The organism is Neisseria sp. KEM232 (assembly GCF_002237445.1).
Lineage (GTDB): Bacteria > Pseudomonadota > Gammaproteobacteria > Burkholderiales > Neisseriaceae > Neisseria.
In genome coordinates this window covers 1,704,167-1,724,646 of record NZ_CP022527.1, presented here as the reverse complement: position 1 = coordinate 1,724,646, position 20,480 = coordinate 1,704,167, and the positions used below count along the sequence as shown (strand labels likewise).

General features: G+C 57.5%; 18 protein-coding genes and 1 pseudogene. 4 read left to right on the top strand and 15 right to left on the bottom strand.

The annotated features are described in order from the left end of the window. Nucleotides 1-5: 5 nt before the first annotated feature. Nucleotides 6-212, bottom strand: a pseudogene (locus CGZ77_RS08555) (transposase); the annotation flags it as partial. Between CGZ77_RS08555 and CGZ77_RS12640 the strand changes: the two are divergent. Continuing rightward, nucleotides 174-305 carry a hypothetical protein gene (locus tag CGZ77_RS12640; protein ID WP_255377816.1) on the top strand — a complete coding sequence of 44 codons (132 nt, stop codon included), beginning with the start codon at nucleotides 174-176 and terminating at the stop codon, nucleotides 303-305. The pseudogene CGZ77_RS08555 and the gene CGZ77_RS12640 overlap by 39 nt on opposite strands. A gap of 115 nt (nucleotides 306-420) precedes the next feature. Here CGZ77_RS12640 and CGZ77_RS08550 read toward each other — a convergent pair whose 3' ends face one another. The 11 genes from CGZ77_RS08550 to smpB form a co-directional block, all read right to left on the bottom strand. Then, nucleotides 421-2,391, bottom strand: a complete 1,971-nt coding sequence (locus tag CGZ77_RS08550) for an ABC transporter ATP-binding protein/permease (protein ID WP_009751830.1) — start codon at nucleotides 2,389-2,391, stop codon at nucleotides 421-423. 559 nt (nucleotides 2,392-2,950) lie between these two features. Next, nucleotides 2,951-3,712, bottom strand: a complete 762-nt coding sequence (gene modA / locus CGZ77_RS08545; RefSeq protein ID WP_036496107.1) for a molybdate ABC transporter substrate-binding protein — start codon at nucleotides 3,710-3,712, stop codon at nucleotides 2,951-2,953. A gap of 409 nt (nucleotides 3,713-4,121) precedes the next feature. Continuing rightward, complete coding sequence (gene narI / locus CGZ77_RS08540; RefSeq protein ID WP_009751836.1) at nucleotides 4,122-4,826, bottom strand: respiratory nitrate reductase subunit gamma; 705 nt, start codon at nucleotides 4,824-4,826, stop codon at nucleotides 4,122-4,124. 22 nt (nucleotides 4,827-4,848) lie between these two features. Further along, nucleotides 4,849-5,502, bottom strand: coding sequence for a nitrate reductase molybdenum cofactor assembly chaperone (gene narJ / locus CGZ77_RS08535; RefSeq protein WP_009751837.1), 654 nt, complete (start codon nucleotides 5,500-5,502; stop codon nucleotides 4,849-4,851). Continuing rightward, nucleotides 5,502-7,073 (bottom strand): nitrate reductase subunit beta, encoded by a 1,572-nt coding sequence (gene narH / locus CGZ77_RS08530; RefSeq protein WP_094031112.1) that lies wholly within the window; start codon nucleotides 7,071-7,073, stop codon nucleotides 5,502-5,504. Before narH ends, narJ begins: the two co-directional genes overlap by 1 nt. Nucleotides 7,074-7,146: 73 nt before the next feature. After that, nucleotides 7,147-7,503: a cupin domain-containing protein gene (locus CGZ77_RS08525; RefSeq protein WP_009751839.1), complete on the bottom strand. Its 357-nt coding sequence runs from the start codon at nucleotides 7,501-7,503 to the stop codon at nucleotides 7,147-7,149. 81 nt (nucleotides 7,504-7,584) lie between these two features. Next, complete coding sequence (locus CGZ77_RS08520) at nucleotides 7,585-11,295, bottom strand: nitrate reductase subunit alpha (RefSeq protein ID WP_009751840.1); 3,711 nt, start codon at nucleotides 11,293-11,295, stop codon at nucleotides 7,585-7,587. Between the two features lie 567 nt (nucleotides 11,296-11,862). Continuing rightward, on the bottom strand, nucleotides 11,863-12,534 hold the full coding sequence (locus CGZ77_RS08515) for a response regulator transcription factor (RefSeq protein ID WP_009751843.1): 672 nt from the start codon (nucleotides 12,532-12,534) through the stop codon (nucleotides 11,863-11,865). Continuing rightward, nucleotides 12,531-14,441 (bottom strand): type IV pili methyl-accepting chemotaxis transducer N-terminal domain-containing protein, encoded by a 1,911-nt coding sequence (locus tag CGZ77_RS08510; protein WP_036496125.1) that lies wholly within the window; start codon nucleotides 14,439-14,441, stop codon nucleotides 12,531-12,533. Before CGZ77_RS08510 ends, CGZ77_RS08515 begins: the two co-directional genes overlap by 4 nt. Before the next feature lie 237 nt (nucleotides 14,442-14,678). Continuing rightward, a complete protein-coding gene (locus tag CGZ77_RS08505; protein WP_094031111.1) occupies nucleotides 14,679-16,331 on the bottom strand; it encodes an electron transfer flavoprotein-ubiquinone oxidoreductase in 1,653 nt (550 codons plus the stop codon). A 292-nt stretch (nucleotides 16,332-16,623) separates the two neighbouring features. Then, nucleotides 16,624-17,253 carry an SsrA-binding protein SmpB gene (gene smpB, locus CGZ77_RS08500; protein ID WP_255351473.1) on the bottom strand — a complete coding sequence of 210 codons (630 nt, stop codon included), beginning with the start codon at nucleotides 17,251-17,253 and terminating at the stop codon, nucleotides 16,624-16,626. Here smpB and CGZ77_RS08495 point away from each other — a divergent pair. The 3 genes from CGZ77_RS08495 (at nucleotide 17,173) to CGZ77_RS08485 (ending at nucleotide 18,722) form a co-directional block, all read left to right on the top strand. After that, the gene (locus CGZ77_RS08495; RefSeq protein WP_009751850.1) at nucleotides 17,173-17,601 is read left to right on the top strand and encodes a hypothetical protein; all 429 of its coding nucleotides are present in this window, start codon (nucleotides 17,173-17,175) and stop codon (nucleotides 17,599-17,601) included. The two genes, smpB and CGZ77_RS08495, sit on opposite strands and share 81 nt — an antisense overlap. 130 nt (nucleotides 17,602-17,731) lie before the next feature. Then, nucleotides 17,732-18,091 (top strand): hypothetical protein, encoded by a 360-nt coding sequence (locus CGZ77_RS08490; RefSeq protein ID WP_009751851.1) that lies wholly within the window; start codon nucleotides 17,732-17,734, stop codon nucleotides 18,089-18,091. A 148-nt stretch (nucleotides 18,092-18,239) separates the two neighbouring features. Beyond that, the gene (locus CGZ77_RS08485; RefSeq protein WP_009751852.1) at nucleotides 18,240-18,722 is read left to right on the top strand and encodes a hypothetical protein; all 483 of its coding nucleotides are present in this window, start codon (nucleotides 18,240-18,242) and stop codon (nucleotides 18,720-18,722) included. A gap of 236 nt (nucleotides 18,723-18,958) precedes the next feature. Here the strand turns inward: CGZ77_RS08485 and CGZ77_RS08480 are convergent, their stop codons facing one another. From CGZ77_RS08480 to CGZ77_RS08475, 3 genes are all read right to left on the bottom strand, one after another. Beyond that, the gene (locus CGZ77_RS08480; protein WP_009751854.1) at nucleotides 18,959-19,459 is read right to left on the bottom strand and encodes a hypothetical protein; all 501 of its coding nucleotides are present in this window, start codon (nucleotides 19,457-19,459) and stop codon (nucleotides 18,959-18,961) included. Nucleotides 19,460-19,469: 10 nt separating this feature from the next. Further along, nucleotides 19,470-19,610 (bottom strand): hypothetical protein, encoded by a 141-nt coding sequence (locus CGZ77_RS12100; RefSeq protein ID WP_009751855.1) that lies wholly within the window; start codon nucleotides 19,608-19,610, stop codon nucleotides 19,470-19,472. Nucleotides 19,611-19,788: 178 nt separating this feature from the next. Next, nucleotides 19,789-20,454: a hypothetical protein gene (locus CGZ77_RS08475; protein ID WP_009751857.1), complete on the bottom strand. Its 666-nt coding sequence runs from the start codon at nucleotides 20,452-20,454 to the stop codon at nucleotides 19,789-19,791. Nucleotides 20,455-20,480: the final 26 nt, after the last annotated feature.

The following is a 20,480-nucleotide window of genomic DNA, read 5'->3' as shown; positions in this document are numbered from 1 at the left end:
AAGCCCTAAATTTCACACCACCGACGCAGCACTTTAAGCTGCTCGGAGGGTGTGCCAAAGTTAAAACGGAACTCGCATTCTTTCAAGAAAAGCGGGAAAGATTTACGGTCGATTCCATTGTATTTGCGCAGTACGCGCTTTGCCTGATTCCAGAAATTTTCAATGCCGTTGATATGGTTCTGTCTGTCGGCAAACAGCTTGCTGTGATTAATTCCGGCGGCAGAATCGCCGGACGCAGCAGGCGCAACCGGCGCGGCGAGCGCGTCAAATGCGCCCTGGTACTGCCCAACTTCGGCGTGAAATAAAGCGCGTCCGCCGCATACGCAAAGGCCGTCTGAAAACGCCGCCCGACAATGTCGGGCGGCGTTTTCAGACGGCCTAACCGTTTTGGCTGCTCCGAAGCTGTGTTTTCAGACGGCCTCACCGTTTTGGCTGTGCCGAAGCTGTGCTTTCAGACGGCCTCACGGCACGGAATGCCCGCAAATCCAGCACCTCATCATAAAACTCCGCCAATTCCGGCTGATGGCTGACCATCACCACCGTAGTATTCGGCAACTCGGTTTTGAGCAGCGCCAACAGGGCGTGGGCGGAAGCGGTGTCGAGCGCGGAGGTGTTTTCGTCGAGATAGAGATAATCGGGGCGGATCAGCAGGGCGCGGGCAAAGGCGATGCGCTGCTGCTCTCCGGCGGAGAGGGTTTGCGCCCAGTTGCGCGTTTCGTGCAGGCTGCCCGCCCATTTGGCCAGGCCGGTTTTTGTCAGCACCTCGCGGCACAGGCCGTCTGAAACGGGTGCTTCGGCCGGATAGCTCAAGATTTCGGCTAGCGTGCCTTTGCCGATATAGGTTTTCTGCGGCAGCAGCAGGGTTTTGCCTGCCGCCTGCGTCCACGCGCCGCCGTAATACGGCCACAGGCCGCCGATGGTGCGCAGCAGCGTGGATTTGCCCAAGCCGCTGTCGCCGGCAAGCTGCGTCCAGCGCCCGGGCGTGATTTGGGCGCGGATATTTTCCAATACCGGCACGCCTTCGGGAGTAAACAGGCTCAAGCCCTCAAGCGCGGTGGTTTCGGCTTCAGGCGCGGTTTTCTCTTCGCCCTGCTCAAAGGCGATGTTTTCGCGAAACTGGCTCAAACGCAGCAGCGTGGCGCTCCACTCGGGCAGAATCGAGTAGGCAAACACAAACCAGCTCAATGAGTTGAACACCGCCGTAAACGCGCTGCGTATCTGCATCAGGCCGCCCAGGGTGATTTTTTTCGCCAAAAACAGCGGCACCGACGCAAGCACCGGCAGCATCAGCGAAAAGCGGTCGTAGCCGGTGGTAAACAGCCCCAGATGCAGCTCTTTGGCTATCAGATTCCGCCAGTTGCCGACAATCGCGCCAAATTCCTGCCGCAGGCCGGCCTGCTCGCGCGCTTCGCCTTTATAAAGCGCAATCTGCTCGGCGTGGTCGTGTTTGCGCACCAGCGAAGCGCGGAAGTCGGCCTCGAATTTCTGCTGGTCGTAATTGAGCTTGTGCAGCTTTTTGCCGATTACCTGCGTGAACAGGCTGCCCAAGAGCGTATAGGCAGCGGCAATCCACACCAGATAGCCTGTTATCGTGATGTCGCGGCCGAACAGATGGAATGTGTGCGTGCCCGACAAGTTCCACAAAATGGCGATAAAGGAATATAGCTGCGCCAGATTGGTTAGGAGCGACACAAACAATTCGATGCTGCGCGAGACGAAAATATTGATGTCGTCGGCGATGCGCTGGTCGGGGTTGTCGGTGGACTGCCTGAGCGCAATGCGGTAATACGCGCCGCGTGCAAACCATTGGTTTAAAAAGTAATCCGTCAGATGCGCGCGCCAGCGGATAATCAGAAACTTACGCAGCCAGGCGCGCGATACCGAGCAGAAAATAAAAATGGCGATGTAAATCAGATACTGGCTGATGAGTGCGTAGAGTTTGGCCGCTTCGAGCGCGTTGAGCGTGTCGTAAAAGGTTTTGCTCCAATTGTTGATCTGCACATTGATGGCCACCACGGCAAAACCGAAGCCCGTCATTACCGCCAGCCAGAACACCGCCGACAGCGCGTTTTTACGCAGCCAGTAATCGCGCACAAACCAGCCCAGCCGGCGGAAAAAGGCAAAGCGTCCCAAAGCCAGCGACAGTAGCGCAAAGCCCGCCGCCCCCGCGTTGCACGCCGCCCACAGCTTCCACCACGGCGCGGCATCCTCCGCCGCCTGCACCGCCTCGGCAGGCGCGGGCGGCACAAGCGCAGACACGGCGGCAAAACCGTAATCGACCAAGGCCAAAATGCCGCTGACGACAAAAAAAGCCAGATTGACCCACAGCACAAACTGCGTGAGAGCGGCGGCCGTGCTGCGTTCGTTTTTTTGGGGGGTAGAAGGATTCATGGTTGCGGATTTCATCAGACAGATAATCGGAGGCTGTCTGAAACAGGCAGACGGCGGGTTTGTTTTCAGGCTGCTTTTTCAGACGGCCTTTGGTGTTTCAGGCTGCCTTGCGGCCGTCTGAAAGGATAAAGGTGTCGGATACAAGTATCCGACCTACGTCTGCTGCTTTAAGGCCGTCTGAAACTTTGTCCCCTCTCCCGCTTGCGGGGAAGGGCTAGGGTGGGGGCTTGCGCCGCTGCGGCCACTTTTGCAGAAACGGCACAAAAGCAGTTCTGCGGACTGCCACCCCCTCCCCAACCCTTCCCCGCGCTTGGGACGCAGGGGAGGGAGTCAGATGCATGGAGGAATGGGCGGTTTCAGACGGCCTGAATGTCGGATTCGAGAATCCGACCTACGGTTAAAGTTTGTAGGTCGGATACTTGTATCCGACATTTTTCTGCGTCGCTTTTGGGGTAGTCGGATTCAAAAATCCAACCTGAGACAAAAGGCCGTCTGAAAGCAGCCTGAAAACCGTTTACCCGTTTTCAGGCTGCTTTTGCCGTTCAGACGGCCTTGCCGTTTATTTGGCTTTGAAGCCTTTGGCGGAGCTGAAGCCGTATTTTTTCAGGATGTTTTGGCCTGTGGGGGACAAGACGAAATCGACATAGCTTCTGGCCGCTTTGTTTTTGGCTGCGGCGGTGGGGGCGATGGCGTAGGAAACGGGGGTTTCGAGGGCGACGGCGAAGGAGATGTTGACTTTGTCTTTGGCCAATACGGCGTCGGTGCGGTACACGAAGCCGGCCTCGGTTTCGCCGCGGGCTACGTAGTCAAGCGCTTGGCGTACGTTCTGGGTGGAGACGATTTTGGGCTGCAGGGTGCCGTAGAGACCGGCTTTTTCCAGCGCGCCTTTGGTGTAGCGGCCGGCGGGTACGCTTTCGGGATTGCCGACGGCAATGCGGCTGACGGTAGCGGCTTTCAGATCGTTAAGGGTTTTGATTTTGAGACGGCTGTCTTTGGGTTGGACGACGACCAAATCATTCAGCACGAAAGTGTGGCGGCTGGCTTTGTCGATCAGCTGCTGGTCTTGGGCTTTGTCCATGGTGGTTTGGTCGGCGGTGGCCAATACGTCAACCGGTGCGCCTTGGGCAAGCTGCTGCAGCAGTACGCCGGATGCGGCGGTGTTCAGTTTGATATTGGTGCCGGGGTGTTTTTTCTGGTAGGCAGCGTTGATTTCCTGAAAGGCTTCTTTCAAGCTGGCAGCGGCGGAGACGGTAAGGTCGTCGGCGAATGCGGGGGCGCTGACAATCAAGGCGGCGATCAGGGCGGTGTTGCGGAGTTTCATGTTTTGGTTTTTCCTTGGGTGGTTGGGATGATGGGGCAGCCTGAAAATGTCGTTACCTCTCCCGCTTGCGGGGGAGGGTTAGGGGGGGCGTTTGCTGTTTCTCGAAAACTGGCAAAGCGGTTTTGCAAACCGCCACCCCCAACCCTCCCCCGCGCTTGGGGCGCAGGGGAGGGAGTACGGCTGCGGCCGGATTGGCCGTTTCAGGCTGCTTTGAGAGCATTGCAGGTGAAACAAAACGGCCGTCTTGCGGATTGCAGGACGGCCGTTTTGGCGGGTATTGCGGTTTTTCAGGCTGCCTTTGCGGGCGCGATTATAGGAAATCGGGGCAGCCTGAAAACCGTACCGAAGGACTAATCCGAAAGTAGGATTGCGTGTTTGGCGTTTTCAGGCTGCCTGTTTCCATGCGCTATCAGCGTGTGCCGTTGCGGCGGCGTACGAGCTGCCACGGGCGGATAAGGTAGAACGCGCTGGCAAAGCCGCTCCATACGTGCACCATGCGGGTGAACGGGAAGATGAAGAAGAAGGTCATGCCCATGAAGATGTGCAGTTTGAACAGGAAGTTCGCGTCTTTGATGTAGCCGGCCGCGCCGCCCCGGAAGGTTACGATGTGCTGCGCCCACTGCATGAGTTTGACCATTTCGTGACCGTCCAGATGCCCCATGCTGACGACGATGGTGGACAGACCCAAGAGCAGGGTAATCAGAATCCAGATCAGAACCAGCTTGTCGCGCCAGGTGCTGTTGATGCTGATGCGGTCGATTTTGAAGCGGCGTTTGATCAGGATAATCAGGCCGATCAGGGCGGTGGTGCCGAAGATGCCGCCCATGGTCATGGCGAACACTTGTTTTGCGCTGTGGCTCACGCCGATGGCATCCCAAAACCACAGCGGGGTGAGCAGGCCGAACAGGTGGCCGCCGAATACGGCGAGCACGCCGACGTGAAACAAGACGCTGCCCAAGCGCAGCTGGCCGCGGTAGAGCATTTCGCTGGAATCGCTTTTCCAAGTGTATTGCTCGCGGTCGAAACGCATCAGGCTGCCGAGGAAGAACACGGCCAGACAGATGTAGGGGTAAACGCCGAAGAAAAACTGGTGGAATGTGTTGAGGTCGTTCATGATTTTTCCTTTTCAGGCGGCCTTAGGCGGGGCGGCCGTTGGGGTAGAACTGTACGGTCTGCACGCTCGGTTTGAGCAGCGGCTCGATGCCCTGCACGTCGGGGCCGAAGGTTTCCATCGCTTCGTCCATGTCGCGCACGGGCGGCTCGGTTAAAGGCTGCGGCTCGACGGGGCTGAGGGATACGGCCGTCTGAAGCAGCGCGGCGTAGGGTGAGCCGTAGGTCGTCAGGTTTTTGCCGATGTGGTTGATGACGTGCACCGCGTCGCCCAAGAGTTTTTCCGCGTCTTCGGGCGGGATGTGGGCGAAAAATTCCAACAGCGCGGGCAGGTAGTCGGGCAGTTCGTCGTCGCCCAGCTCGAAGCCGTAGCGGCGGTATTCTTCGAGCAGATCAACCATCGCGCTGCCACGGTCGCGGTCTTCGCCGTAAACGTGCTCGAAGATATAGAGCGCGTGCTGGCGGGTGCGGTCGAACACGAGGACGTAGTCTTCCTGCAATTCGCGCAGGCTGCGGCTGCCCAAATGGTCGAGCAAGGCCTGCAACGCGGTTTTGTGCGGCTCAAGCTCCGGCCATTCGTTTAAGGCCGTCTGAAACTCCGGCAACGCTTCGATAAGGTCGGCTTCGGGGTAACACATCAAAGCCGACAGCCATTTGTAAACCATCGGGTTGGCGGCCATCAGCGTACTCCTTCTTCGCGGTTTTTCTGGAGGTCTTTGCGGCGGTCGAAGAAGATAATCGGCGTACCTTTGCGTTTGCCGAACAGGTTTTCCTGGGTGAGGCCGTCGCCGTTGTCGCCGGAGCAGCCGTTGCCGAAGCTGAATCCGCAGCTGGCTTTGTCTTCAAAGCTGTTTTCCACCATTTCTTTGTGCGAGGTGGGGATGACGAAGCGGTCTTCGTAGTTGGCGATGGCGAGAATCTGGTACATGTCTTCGACCATTTCGGGGGTGAGGCCGGTGCCGTCGAGGGTTTGTTCCAGTGTTTCGCCTTCGACTATCTGGCCGCGTTTGAAGCGGCGCATGGCGATCATGCGTTCGAGGGCTTCTTTGATGGGTTCGACTTTGCCTGCGGTCAGCAGGTTGGCCAGATAGCGCAGCGGGATGCGCATTTCATCGACGCTGGGGATGATGCCGTTTTCGCCGACAAAGCCGTTTTCAATGGCCGACTGGATCGGCGACAAGGGCGGGATGTACCACACCATCGGCAGCGTGCGGTATTCGGGGTGCAGCGGGAAGGCGATTTTCCATTCCATCGCCATTTTGTACACCGGCGATTTTTTCGCCGCATCGAGCCAGTTTTGGCTGATGCCCTGTTTCAAGGCTTCGCGCTCGATTTCGGGGTCGTGCGGATTCAGGAACACGCCAAGCTGGGCTTCGTACAGATCCTGCGGATCTTCTACGCTGGCGGCTTCCTGGATTTTGTCGGCGTCATACAGCAGCACGCCCAAGTAGCGGATACGGCCGACGCAGGTTTCCGAGCAGATGGTCGGCTCGCCCGCTTCGATGCGCGGGTAGCAGAAAATACATTTTTCGGCCTTGCCGCTCACCCAGTTGTAGTAGATTTTTTTGTAGGGGCAGCCTGAAATGCACATACGCCAGCCGCGACATTTGTCTTGGTCGATCAGTACGATGCCGTCGTCTTCGCGTTTGTAGATGCTGCCGGAGGGGCAGGAGGCGACGCAGGTGGGATTCAGGCAGTGTTCGCACAGGCGCGGCAGGTACATCATAAAGGTCTGCTCAAACGCGCCCATCATTTCTTTTTGGATGCCTTCAAACAGGGTGTCTTTGGCGCGTTTTTCAAATTCGCCCGCCAAATCGTCTTCCCAGTTGGGGCCCCATTCGACTTTGTCCATTTTCTTGCCGGTAAGCACGGAAATCGGCCGCGCGGTGGGCGGGGTTTTCATGCGCGGTGCGTTTTGCAGGTGCTCGTAGTCGTAAGTGAACGGCTCGTAGTAGTCGTCGATTTGCGGCAGGTTGGGGTTGGAGAAAATATTGGACAGGATTTTCAGACGGCCGCCCTGCTTGGGTACGAGTTTGCCGTTGGGTTTGCGCACCCAGCCGCCCTTCCATTTTTCCTGGTCTTCCCAGTTTTTCGGAAAACCGATGCCGGGCTTGGTTTCGACGTTGTTGAACCAGGCGTATTCCACGCCGTCGCGGCTTGTCCAAACGTTTTTGCAGGTTACGGAGCAGGTGTGGCAGCCGATACATTTGTCGAGGTTGAGTACCATGCCGACTTGCGCTCTGATTTTCATATGGGTGTTCCTTGTGGTTTTGTGTTCTGTGTTTTCAGGCTGCCTTTAAGGCCGTCTGAAAAGGTTTGGTGTGCTACTTCGGTGCGGCTTCAAAGCCTGCGCGGGGGCTGATAACGGAAACAAGGATGCAGTCCTCTTTGGCATCCGCCCTGTTGCGCGCGCCGTGTATCTGGTGCAGGCCGACGATGACGCTTTCGCCCGCACGGATGGTGCGGCCGCTGTTTTCGTCGTCGAGCAGCTCGGCTTCGCCTTGCAGCACGATCCAGATGTCCACGCCGTGCGGATGGCGGTGGGCGGGCAGGCTGGTGCCGGGCGGTATCTGCCACAGCACCATGTTGTTGTGGTGGTCGTGGTGCAGCACGGTGCGCACGGATTCGGTGCCGCCGTCTTTGAGGTAGTCGGCAAAACGGATGATTTGCGGGATGTGCATGATGTTTACTCCTTTATTCGGCGTTTTCAGGCTGCCTTTCAGACTGCTTTGTTAAGGCAGCCTGAAAGGCAGAAGCTGAAATTACAGGGCGTTCGGCTCGGCTTTTTCGCTCTCTTCGGCCGGTTCGTCCATCCAGTCGATGTCTTTCATCTTGCGCACAATCACCCACTCGTCGCGATTGGAACCGACGGTGCCGTAGTAGTTGAAGCTGTAGGCCAATTGGGCGTAGCCACCGATCATGTGCGTGGGGTTCAACACCGCTTTGGTTACGGAATTGTGGATGCCGCCGCGTTTTTTGGTGGTTTCCGCGCCCGGGGTGTGCACCAGTTTTTCCTGTGCGTGGTACATCAGAATCATGGTTTCGGGAATGCGCTGGCTCACAATCACGCGGCAGGCGATCGCGCCGTTGGTGTTGAACACTTCCACCCAGTCGTTGTCCACTAAGCCGGCTTTTTGGGCGTCGATTTCGGAAATCCACACGTGCGGGCCGCCGCGTGAGAGCGTGAGCATGCGCAGGTTTTCCGAGTAGGTGCTGTGGATGCCCCATTTTTGGTGCGGCGTGAGGAAGTTGAGCGTGATTTCCGGGTTGCCGTTGGGCATTTTCCCCAACAGTTTTTTGGTGGTTTTGGTGTCCACGGCGGGGCGGTAGGCGCAGAAGCTCACGCCGAAATCGCGCATCCATTTGTGGTCCTGGTAAAACTGCTGGCGGCCGGTCAGGGTGCGCCACGGAATCAGCTCGTGCACGTTGGTGTAACCGGCGGTGTAGCACACGGTTTCGCTTTCCACGCCCGACCAAATCGGCGAGGTAACGATTTTGCGCGGCTGGGCGACGATGTCGCGGAAGGCGATGTGGGTGTGCTCGCTGGCGTTGATCAGATGGGTGTGGTCGCGGCCGGTAATATTGCCCAGCGCCTGCCATGCTTTTTTCGCCACATGGCCGTTGGTTTCGGGGGCGAGGGTCAGAATCATCTCGGCGGCGTCGATGGCGGTTTCGATTTTCGGCTGGCCTTTGCCCACGCCATCGGCGCGCACGCCGTTGAGTTTGCGCAGGTATTCGACTTCGTGCTTGGTGTCCCAAGCCATGCCTTTGCCGTTGTTGTTGACCTTTTCCAGCAAGGGGCCGATGGAGGTGTATTTTTCATAGATGGCGCCGTAATCACGCTCGACTACCGTCATCGCGGGCATGGTTTTGCCGGGAATCGGCTCGCATTCGCCCAGTTTCCAGTCTTTCGGGTCGAAAGGTTGGCCGAGTTCCTGCGGGCTGTCGTGCATTAGCGGCGTGAGTACGATGTCTTTGCGCACGCCCAGATAGTCTTTGGCCAATTCGCTGAATTTTTTCGCCAGGCCTTTGTAGATTTCCCAGTCGGAGCGGCTCTGCCACAGGGGTTGCACCGCCTCGGTAAAGGGGTGGATAAAGGGGTGCATGTCCGAGGTGTTGAGGTCGTTTTTCTCGTACCAGGTGGCGGTGGGGAAAATCACGTCGGCGTAGAGACAAGTAGTGTTCATGCGGAAATCCAACAGCGTGAACAGATCGAGCTTGCCTTCCACCGGTGCGCGTTGTTTGACTTCAGACGGCTTGAGGCAGTCTTCTTCGTCGCTCATCAGGCCGTTTTGCGTGCCCAGCAGGTATTTCAGGAAATATTCGTGGCCTTTGCCGGACGAACCCAAAATATTGGAGCGCCAGATAAACATATTGCGCGGCCAGTTTTTCGGGTTTTCCGGGTCGTCGCAAGACATATTCAGGCTGCCTTCTTTTAAGCCTTTGACCACATAATCCACCGGATTCATGCCCGCCGCTTCGGCCGCGTCGGTAACGTCCAGCGGGTTGGTTTCCAACTGCGGCGCGGAGGGCGTCCAGCCCATGCGCTCGGCTTTGGCGTTGTAGTCGATCATGGTCAGGCGGCGCATGTCGTCTGAAGCGTCGGGCGACAGGAGTTCGTCGGCAGACACGGTTTCGTGGCGGTATTGGCCGGTGTGGTTGTAGAAGAAGGAAGTGCCGGCCATCTGGCGGGCGGGGCGGTGCCAGTCGAGGCCGAAGGTGAGCGGCGTCCAGCCGGACTGCGGGCGCAGTTTTTCCTGGCCGACGTAGTGGCACCAGCCGCCGCCGGATTTGCCGATGGTGCCGCACATCATCAGCATGTTGATGATGCCCCGGTAGTTCATGTCGAGGTAGTACCAGTGGTTGATGCCCGCGCCGACAATCACCATCGAGCGGCCTTTGGTGTCGTGCGCGTTCTGGCCGAACTCGCGGGCAACCTGAATCACACGCTCGGCAGGCACGCCGGTGTGTTTTTCCTGCCATTTCGGGGTGTAGGGCTTGTCGTCGAAATAATCTTTGGCGGCGGCTTCGTCGTCCAGGCCGTTGTTTACGCCGTATTGCGCCACCAAGAGGTCGAACACGGTGGCCACCGGTGCAATGCTGCCGTCGGCCAATCTCACGTGTTTGACCGGCACTTTGCGGTACACCTTGTCTTCGTCGTATTCGCCGCCGAAGTAGTCGAAACCCACGCGCACGATGTCGTCTGAACGCTCTTTCAGGCTCAGCGCGGCGTGCACGTTGTCGCGCCCCTGCGCTTTGGTTTCCAGATTCCATTTTTTGCTGCCGTCCCAGCGGAAGCCGATGCAGCCGTTGGGCACGGCCAGCGTGTCGGACGTTTCGTCCCACACCAGCACTTTCCAGTCGGGGTTTTTCTCTTCGCCGAAATTGTTGTCGAGCTGCGAAGCGCGCAGGGTGTATTCGGGTTTGTAGTGTTCGCCGTCGCATTGCAGGCGCACCAGCACCGGCATGTCGGTGAGGCGGCGGCAGTAGTCTTGGAAATAGTCCGAAGGCTTGTTGATGTGGAATTCCTGCAAAATCACATGCCCCATCGCCATCGAAAGCGCGGCATCCGTGCCCTGGCGCGGTGCCAGCCAGATGTCGCTGAACTTCGCCATTTCGCCGAAGTCGGACGACACCGCCACGGTTTTCGTGCCTTTGTAGCGCACTTCGGTATAAAAGTGCGCGTCGGGCGTGCGCGTCATCGGCAGGTTCGAGCCCCATACCAAGAGATAGTTGGAGTTGTACCAGTCGGCCGACTCGGCCACGTCGGTCTGCTCGCCCCAAGTCTGCGGGCTGGCGGGCGGCAGGTCGCAGTACCAGTCGTAAAACGACAGCGGCACGCCGCCGATCAGGCCGAGATAGCGTGCGCCCGAGGCATAGCTGATCATCGACATCGCCGGAATCGGCGAGAAGCCGATAATGCGGTCGGGGCCGTATTTCTTGATGGTGTAGCAGTTGGCGGCGGCCACCATTTCATAGGCTTCGTCCCAGTTGGAGCGCACAAAGCCGCCCAAACCGCGCTGCGATTTGTAGGACTTGGAACGCTCGGGGTCTTCCACAATCCACGTCCACGCCTCGATCGGGTCTTTGGTTTTGCGCGCCTCGCGCCACAGTTCGGCCAGCGCGCCGCGCATCATCGGATATTTGATGCGCTGCGCCGAATACACATACCAGCTGTAAGACGCCCCGCGCGGACAGCCACGGGGCTCGTGGTTGGGCAGATCGGGGCGGGTGCGCGGATAGTCGGTCTGCTGGGTTTCCCAGGTGATGATGCCGTTTTTGACGTAAATCTTCCACGAACACGAACCGGTACAGTTCACGCCGTGGGTGGAGCGGGCGATGCGGTCGTGCGCCCAGCGGCTGCGGTAGGCGTTCTCCCATGTGCGGTCTTCCTCAATCAAAATGCCGTGGCCGTCGGAAAAAGGCTCGCGCTTGCGCTTGAAAAAGGTCAGGCGGTCTAAGAAAAGGCTCATTGGTGTATTCCTGTTGGTTATGCAGATTCGGTTTTGTCTGCCGCGCTTTCAGGCAGCCTGAAAACGCGGTATCCGTTATGAAGCAAATGGTAAGGGAAACGCCAAGTGAAAAAAATGGGTCGAAATAGAAGTCGGGCAAGGTGCGAAGTAGAGTCCGACCATGCTGTTTGACGTATTGATGCCTAGTTATTTCGAACTAGTTTGGATTAGATAGTTAGGATGGGATTGGCAGACGCAGGCCGTCTGAAACTGTCTGCTGTTATTGGTAACTTAATGATTGTGTGGGGCTAATACGCCGTCTGGAATAAAAAACGTTCAGCCCCGACAGCCGGGGTGTCGGCGGCTTGCGTTCCATGTTTTCGCTTCAAACGACAGATTCAGACGGCCTTTGGGCAAAAAAGGCCGTCTGAAAACCGGTTTGTCCGTTTCAGACGGCCTTACTGCCGCACACGGGGTAGTCGGGATTTGGGGTAGCAAAAAAAACGAAAACCGGACAGCCTGAAAAAGCGCAGGCAACGCAGCCTTTTCCGGCCCAAGCGGCCCGGTCAGACTGTCTTTCAGACGGCCTTATTCGTCGAAATCGGGCAGCGGTACGTTGTGCTGCACGGCATAGACGGCGGCCTGCACGCGGCTGGTGAGTTCGAGCTTGCGTAGGATGTTTTGCACGTACACTTTGACGGTGGATTCGGCCAAGTCGAGGTTGCGGGCGATGATTTTGTTGCTGTGGCCGGCGGCGAGGCAGCCCAATACGTCAAGTTCGCGCGAGGTCAGCTCTTCGAGGCGGTTTTCTTCGGCGGGTTTGTTGGGGCGGATGAGCGACTGCACCATGTTGGACACCATTTCAGGCGAGAAGACGTTGTTGCCCTCGGCGGCGTTGCGGATGGACTCGGTGAGGAAGTCGGCGTTGATGTTTTTCAACAGAAAACCGTTTGCGCCCATGCGGATACATTCGAGCAGGTCTTCGCCGTCTTCGGATACGGTGAGCATCACGACGCATTGTTCGGGGCGCACGCTGAGGATTTGGGCGAGAGCTTCGCGGCCATTCATCACCGGCATATCGAGGTCGAGCAGAACTACGTCGGGCGCGAGCTGCTGGACGATTTTCACGCCGGAGAGGCCGTCTGCGGCTTCGCCGATGATTTCAAAATCGTCTTCGTGCGAGAGCAGGGATTTGATGCCGCTGCGGAAAATGGTGTGGTCGTCGATTAAAACGATGCTGATTTTTTTGGTGTCGCTCATGCGGGATGTCTTTCTTGTGCAGGCAGCAGCAGGCGGATGCGGGTTTGCCCGGGTTGTGATGTGAGTGTCAGTTGTGCTCTGATGCGTCCGGCGCGCTCCTGCATGATGTTGAGGCCGACGTGGTTGCCGGGCAGGTTTTCCAGATGCTCGGCATCAAAGCCGATGCCGTTGTCGGTAATGGTCATGGCAAAATCGCGGCCGTTGTCGATGGTGATGTCCACGCGGTCGGCGCGGGCGTGTTTGCGGATGTTGGACAGGCTCTCCTGCAAGATAAAGATGCATTGCAGCTGCTGGTCGCTGGAAAGCGGCAGCCCCTGGTCGCTTACCCAGTCGATATTCACGGCAACGCCGGTTTGGCGGCGGAAACGCGCGGCCAATTCGTCCACGGCTTCGGCAAAGTCGCGGCGGCCGATTTTGGTACGGAAGTTTAACAGCAATTCGCGCACGTCTTCATAACACTCCTGCACGCCGCTTTGAATCAGTTGCATACTGTCGTCGATGCGCTCGCGTTTGCCCGAATCGAGTGCCCTGCCCAACACCTGCATTTGCAGGTTGAGAAAGGCCAGCGTCTGCGCGATGCTGTCGTGCAGGCCTTGGGCAATTAGGTTGCGTTCCTGCAACACGGCAAGCTGGCGGCTCTCTTCGCTCAGGCGCGTGTTGCTCACGGCCGCGCCGAACTGGCTGCACAAAAGTTCCAAAAGCTCGTCCACCGTATCGCTGATTTGTTGCGTGCGGCGGTAGTAGAGGGTAACGATGCCGATGTCTTGGCCTTTGTAGCGGATGGGCAGCACGCGCAAATCGGCAAACCCGTGGCGGCGGCATTCGTAGTCGTATTGGCCGTCTGAAAGAGTGCTTTCGGGGCGCGTGTCGTAAAAGCGGATGGTGCGCGCACCGTCGGCGGCAATGGCGCGGCCGCAGAAGCAGTCGCCGATTTTCGAGCAGGCTTCGGCGTTACGCAGGGCTTTGGGCAGGCCGATGTGCGCGGCCAAATCCATGCGCTGGCGGCGCGGGTCGGCCAAACGCACGCTGCCCGCGTCGGCTTCGGCGATTTTCATCAGCCGCTCCAAAAACACTTCGGCCGCTTCCGACGCGCTCTGCGATTTGCCCAGCGCGGATGAAAACGCATACAGCGTGCCGAGGATAAAGTTTTTGCGCTCCAAATCCTGCGTTTTGTCCGCCACTTCCTGCTCCAGCCCGCTGTAGAGCCGGTGCAGGTGCGTACTCATCTGGTTGAAGCCGCCGTTGACCTCGGCAAACTCGGCCGAACCGGCCGCATCGCCACCGGGTACCTGCACGCCGAAATGGCCGTCGCGCACCGACTGCACCCCGCGCAAAAGCTCCTGCAGCGGCGCGATAATCCACAGCTGCGTCAGCCACATCATCACCGCCGAGCTGATCAATACCAGCGCAAGCAGCCCGCTTTGGAAAAAGCGCAGCCAAGTGATGTAGGCGGCACTGGTTTTCTCCACGGCGATAACCGTGTCGTCCACCGTGTGCAAAAAAGCATCAAGCTGCACCGAACCGATTTTTTTCCCCGAAGAGGCCGTCTGAAACACAGGTTTGACCGCCTGCTGCCATTGTTGTTCCAAAGCCGCCATCCGCGCCATCACTTCGGGATTGTCGGGCAGCGACAGCGGCCGCTGCGGGTCGCCGCGCCGCACGGCGGCAAGCACCTCGTCAAACCGGCGGATACGGTTGTCGATTTCCCGCTGCGGCACACCTTCTTCGGCCAACAGAGCCAAACGGTAGCTCTGAAAGCGCAGGCTGCCCAAATCGTTAATCGCCGCCGCATTGCCCTCCAGCCACAGCGACAGGTACAGTGTGAACACAATCGACGCCACCGATACGGCAATCCACAGCAGGGTGAAGAATTTGAGGCGGAAGGTGAGGCTTTTGAAATGGAACATGAAAGGGTCGGGCTGCTGTTGTTTGGGAAACGTTTTGGAACGGATACGGAAAAGGGCGGGCATTTTCAGCCGTTTTGCTGTTTTTTGAAAGCCCTTGTTTGAGGAAAACCGTACAAAACGGTTTTGGCAGGAAGGAGGCCGTCTGAAAGCGAAGCTTCAACGAAGTTCAAACCGAAAAGGGCTTTCAGACGGCCTTCTTTTTGCTTTGGGACAACCGCATCGGGCTTGCACGGCTTGCTACATATCGCCGTAGTTCGGCCCGCCGCCGCCTTCGGGGCAGATCCAGGTGATGTTCTGCGTCGGGTCTTTGATGTCGCAGGTTTTGCAGTGGATGCAGTTGGCGGCGTTGATGTGCAGGCGGGGGCTGCCGTTTTCTTCGTGGATTTCGTATACGCCTGCGGGGCAGTAGCGGGTTTCGGGCGAGGCGTATTCTTTGTAGTTGACGTTGATCATCGTCTGCGGGTCGCGCAGGAGGAGGTGGGAGGGTTGGTCTTCTTCGTGGCTGACGTTGGCGAGGAAGACGCTGCTGAGGCGGTCGAAGGTGAGGACGCCGTCGGGTTTGGGGTAGGCGATGGGGCGGCAGGCAGCGGCTTTTTTCAGGCTGCCGTGGTCGGTGCCGTGGTGTTTGAGCGTCCACGGGGCGCGGCCTTTTAGGATGTATTGTTCGAGGCCGGTGTAGACGAAGGCCGGCCACATGCCCCATTTGAAGGAGGGGCGGATGTTGCGGGCGGCGTAGAGTTCGCGGTAGAGCCAGCTTTGTTCGAACAGGTCTTGGTAGGCGGCGGCTTCTTTGCCGTTTTGCGCGTTTTCGCCTTCGTTATCGAGTAGGGGGAAGACGGCTTCGGCGGCAAGCATGGCGGATTTGATGGCGCAGTGGATGCCTTTGATGCGGGGGACGTTGAGAAAGCCTGCGGCGTCGCCGACGATGGCGGCGCCGGGGGCGGTGAGTTTGGGCAGGCTTTGCAGGCCGCCTTCGCTGAGGGCGCGCGCGCCGTAGGCGATGCGGCGGCCGCCCGCGAAGGTGGGGGCGATGGCGGGGTGGGTTTTGAAGCGTTGGAATTCTTCAAAGGGGGAGAGGTAGGGGTTTTGGTAGTCGAGGCCGACGACGAAGCCGACGGCGACTTTGTTGCCGTCGAGGTGGTATAGGAAGGAGCCGCCGTAGGTTTTGCTGTCGAGCGGCCAGCCTGTGCTGTGGACAACGAGGCCGGGGCGGGCGTTTTCGGCTTGGATTTCCCAGATTTCTTTGATGCCGAGGCCGTAGGTGGGCGGCTGGCTGTTTTGGTCGAGGTTGAAGCGGCGGATGAGTTGTTTGGTGAGCGAGCCGCGGCAGCCTTCGGCAAACAGGGTTTGCCTGGCGTAAAGCTCCATGCCGCTCTGGAAGTTGCCGGTGGGCTGCCCGTCTTTGCCGACGCCCATGTCGCCGGTGGCGATGCCTTTGACCGAGCCGTCGGGGTGGTAGAGGATTTCGGAGGCGGCAAAGCCGGGGTAGATTTCGACGCCGAGGGCTTCGGCCTGTTCGGCCAGCCAGCGGGTGAGCAGGCCGAGGCTGATGATGTAGTTGCCTTTGTTGCGGAAGCTGGGGGCGGTGGGCAGCTTGAAGGCGCGTTTTTCGGTGAGGAAGAGGACGCGGTCTTCGCTGACGCTGCGGCTGACGGGTGCGCCGCGCTCCTGCCAGTCGGGGATGAGTTCGTTGAGGGCTTTGGGGTCGAGAACGGCGCCGGAGAGGATGTTCGCGCCCACTTCCGAGCCTTTTTCGACGATGCAGACGCCGATGTCGCGGCCGTGTTCGGCGGCAAGCTGTTTGAGGCGGATGGCGGCGGAGAGTCCGGCGGGGCCCGCGCCGACGATGAGCACGTCGTAAAACATGCTGTCGCGTTCGATGGTGTCCATGCGGTTTGTTCCTAAATTGTGTGTTTTGTTGTTATGGTTTGCGGCGGAAAAGATTCAGACGGCCTGAGGGGCTGTTTACATTTGGTATTGCGGCTGCTTTCACGCCATAAAACGGCATCTGCCGCGTTGCAAATCCTCGCAAGGTGTCCAACCTTGCTGCGGTTTGCGCCTTGCATCTGCCGTTTTCTGACGCAAAATCCGCTTCGCAAACCAATTGTAAACAGCCCCTAGGCCGTCTGAAATCTAAAAAAAGGTTGAGGCCGTCTGAAAGGGGATTGAGGCCGTCTGAAGGTCAGCGTGTGTTTTTCATCAGACGCTGTTTCTCGCGTTTCCAGTCGGCTTCTTTCAGGCTTTGCCGTTTGTCGTGCTGCTTTTTGCCTTTGGCCAGGCCGATGTCCATTTTGATGTAGCCGCGTTTGTAGTGCAGGTTCAGCGGCACGAGGGTGTAGCCGCTGCGCTCGACCTTGCCGATGAGCTTGTTGATTTCGCCCTGTTTGAGCAGCAGCTTGCGCGGCCGGACGGGATCGGGTTTGACGTGGGTGGAGGCGGTGGGCAGGGCGGTGATGTGGCTGCCGACGAGGTAGAAGGCGTCTTTTTTCCAGTGGATGTAGCTTTCTTTGAGCTGGACGCGTCCGGCGCGCACGGCTTTGACTTCCCAGCCGTCGAGTACCAGACCGGCTTCGATTTCGTCTTCGATAAAGTAGTCGTGATAGGCTTTTCTGTTGTTGGCGATGCTCATTGGGCGACCCTTGTTTTTGGCAGGGCGGCATTGTAGCAGAAAGCGTTTTGCGCCGCGCCCCGTCAACGTTGCCGCTATAATCGCGCTTTTTTGTGGAGACGGATGATGCGCGCGCAGGGCAAATGGATTACGGCCGCCGTGTTGCTGTTGGCGTTTGCCGCCGTGAAGCTGGCGGCTCTGCATTGGTGGACGCAGCGGCAGCCTGCCGCCGTGGAGGTTGCGGCCTGCGACATCGCGGCGGGCTGCACGCTGCCCGGCGGCGCGGTGCTGCGTTTCGCGCCCGCCGCCGCTTTGCAAAAGCCGTTTGACATTGTGCTCGACGGGGCGGACGGCGCGCGCGAAGTGTCGGTGAGCTTTTCCATGCGCGATATGGACATGGGTTTCAACCGCTACGATTTGCGGCGCGACGCGGCGGGCAGATGGTCGGCCGCCGGCGTGCGCCTGCCGCTGTGCACCGAAGCGCGGCACGATTTCTCGGCCGACGTGGCGGTAGACGGCAAGGTGTACAGCGTGCCGTTTTCGGCTTACTGACTGTTGCGGATACGGCAGAAGGCCGTCTGAAAAAAGCTTTTCTGTTTTTTCAGACGGCCTTATAGAGCCTGTTAACAATCGGCCTTGCGGCTGCGTTTGCTATGGAATTACTTTTTAAATTCGGAAAGTCATGATGCAAAAATCAATATTGCCAGCTGTTTTGCTTGTTAGCGCCTGTATCCCCATACGTGTCGTCTCCAAATACAGCCCTGATGTTTATAATAATTACACGGTAATACAGGGCATTCAGAAATACGGCAGCATGGGACACACCGACATAGTCAAAAGAAAGAAAGACGTTTTAGATTGCGGAGTAAGAAAATTAAACAACGGAACATTAGATGTAAATGTTCGATATCCCGATATGTCTGACGAGCAGGTGGATATACGAAGAAACGCTATATACAAGTGCCTCAAACAGAAAGGGTATGCAATCATCAGCCCGTCGGATTGCACTGCCAAAGGCAAATCCTTGGGCATTTGTAATTGACGCATCATCACTGCGGGCAAGCGCAGCGCGGGTGATGCGTAGGGGCGACGCACCCCACACATGACCCGCACTACGGCTTGCTGCGGCTTGCTGTTTTGTCGGGCATCGGTCGGCAGTTTTCAAATTTCAAACCATTGGAGATGCAAAAATGGCTTATCTGAATTTGGGCGAAAATATGCGCTTGATTTATGATTTTAAAAAAGAAATGGAAACCAAGCGTAAAAAGGAATTTATTGAAGAGGTAAGAGCGTTGTCATTAAATCAAGACAATCCGTTCGGAATCAAAAAAGACAAGGGTTTGTTTGCATCGGACGAATGGTGGCACAGCGTTGATTGCGGAAAAATCATTACCGAAACCGTTTCCGGCACCATCTTGTCGCTGTACGAAGCGGGAATGGAAATAAGGCGCGTACCGAACAGTTTTCGTTTTGTCGACAGCAGCGGGGCGATAAGGGACGAAAGTATGTATATGAACAATAAATCGGACAGAAGGCTGTTTGCCGTGGGCAAAGAAATAATGATTTTTTATGCGTACGACGAATTGAAAAAATCAACACAGAGACCGAGCGCACCGCTTGATTTGGAAAACAACTATGTCGGCCAAGTTATCGAAATGGCAATATCGAAATAAGCCGAAAAAGCAACGGCACAGCAAGCGCAGCGCGGGTCATGCGTAGGGTGTGCACCCCGCGACGCACGCGTTCCATGTGATACCTGCCGTGCCAAAGGCCGTCTGAAATACGCCAAACCTGCTGTTCAACTTCGTTGCAGCTTTGCTTTCAGACGGCCTTTTAAGTGTCTGCCCGCACGGTTTCCCGCAAAACCCAAACCACATGCGTCGCGGGGCGACTCTCTACGGCATGCGGGCTATTCTTTCCAAAGTTTGAACAAAAACACAATCAGCCACAGTAGTAACACAATCAGCCACAGTAGCAATGGAATCCAAATACTGAGCAGGAAATCAAACAGTTTCCGGCCAAGACTGTTATGTCCGTATATAGCAGCAAGCGTGGCGGCATCATCCGGATGGGTGTAGGAACGAACAGGGCTGACGTAGGTTTCGCCCTCATCTCCTACCACTCTTGAGCCGTCGCCCAGCAAACGGGCGATGTCGATCATCAGGGACAGCAACGTATCATCCGGACCGATAGCCAATAGTTCTCTGTTTCCTTCATCACACACTTCGTAAAACAAAGTACGTTCTTGATCGTCGGCACGGTAAAAATACTGTTGGCCGCTATCGTCGGTATCGGCGTAAAAATCGAAATTTTTCCGCAGCCATGCGGCCAATGCCTGAGGCCGGTTAAGCATTTTCGCTGATGCAGCAGTATCCTTTGCAGTATTAATAATTCTGACATGGTAACCCATCAATTTTCCTTCATTTGAAATTCACAGCAAACGCAACCTGCATGCAGGCCGGTTCTGTGTTAAGGCCGTCTGAAAGCCCTTGTTCGGTTTTCAGACGGCCTTCTGCCATGTGTACGGGGTTCGGCTGCGCCTTGCCGTCTTGCTCCTGCATGCAAAACGGCGGTTTAGGGGCTGTTGACAATCAGCCTTGCGGCGGTGTTTTTGGTAAAAAATATCCGCCTGCCGCGTCAAAAATGCTCGCAAGGTGTCCAACCTTGCTGTGCTTTTTTCCTTGCATTCGGCCATTTTTTACTCAAAAAACCGTCTCGCAAGCTGAGTGTCAACAGCCCCTAAGGTTTAACGGTTTGGCCGTTGATTTTCAGGCCAGTGAGTTTGAGGTTGTAGGTGGTGCCGTTGTCGATGTAGCTGATTTTGGCGGGGATGTTGCCGAAGGCGGGGGCGAAGGAGTAGTTGACGGTGTCGTCGCCGCGTTTGACGGTGTAGTTTTCGACGGTGGTTTTGCCGCCCGAAAAAGCGTATTGCGCCGAGCCGGTTTTGTTCAGGCCACCGATGTTGTAGATGCGTTTGCCGTTGGTGATTTTGATACCGGCGGGCAGTTTGCCGTCGGTGGCGGCCAGCTGCCAGGCGAGGGCGAAGAGGTCGAGGATTTGGCCGGCGGTGTTTTCGGTTTGCTGTCCGCCCGCTTTGCCGTAGGTGATTTTGCCGCCGCCGAATTTGGCTTCGGCATAGGTTTTGCCTTTGCGGATGTCTTTGTAGTAGGAGGGGTGCAGGGCGTTGCCGCTGACGGTGCCGCCGCTTTCGAAGCGGAAGTTGTAGAGGGGGACTTTGATAACGGAGACGATTTTGTAGGCGTTGCCGCTGCGGGTGAAGGTCATGGTGGCGGGTACGCCGTAGGGGCCGCTGTATTGCAGCTCGGCGTTTTGCGGCAGTTCGGCGGCTTGGGCGCAGGCTGCTGCGGTGATAAGGGCTGCGGCGGTCAGTTGTTTCGGTTTCATGTGGTTTTCTCTCGTTTGGGGGCGGG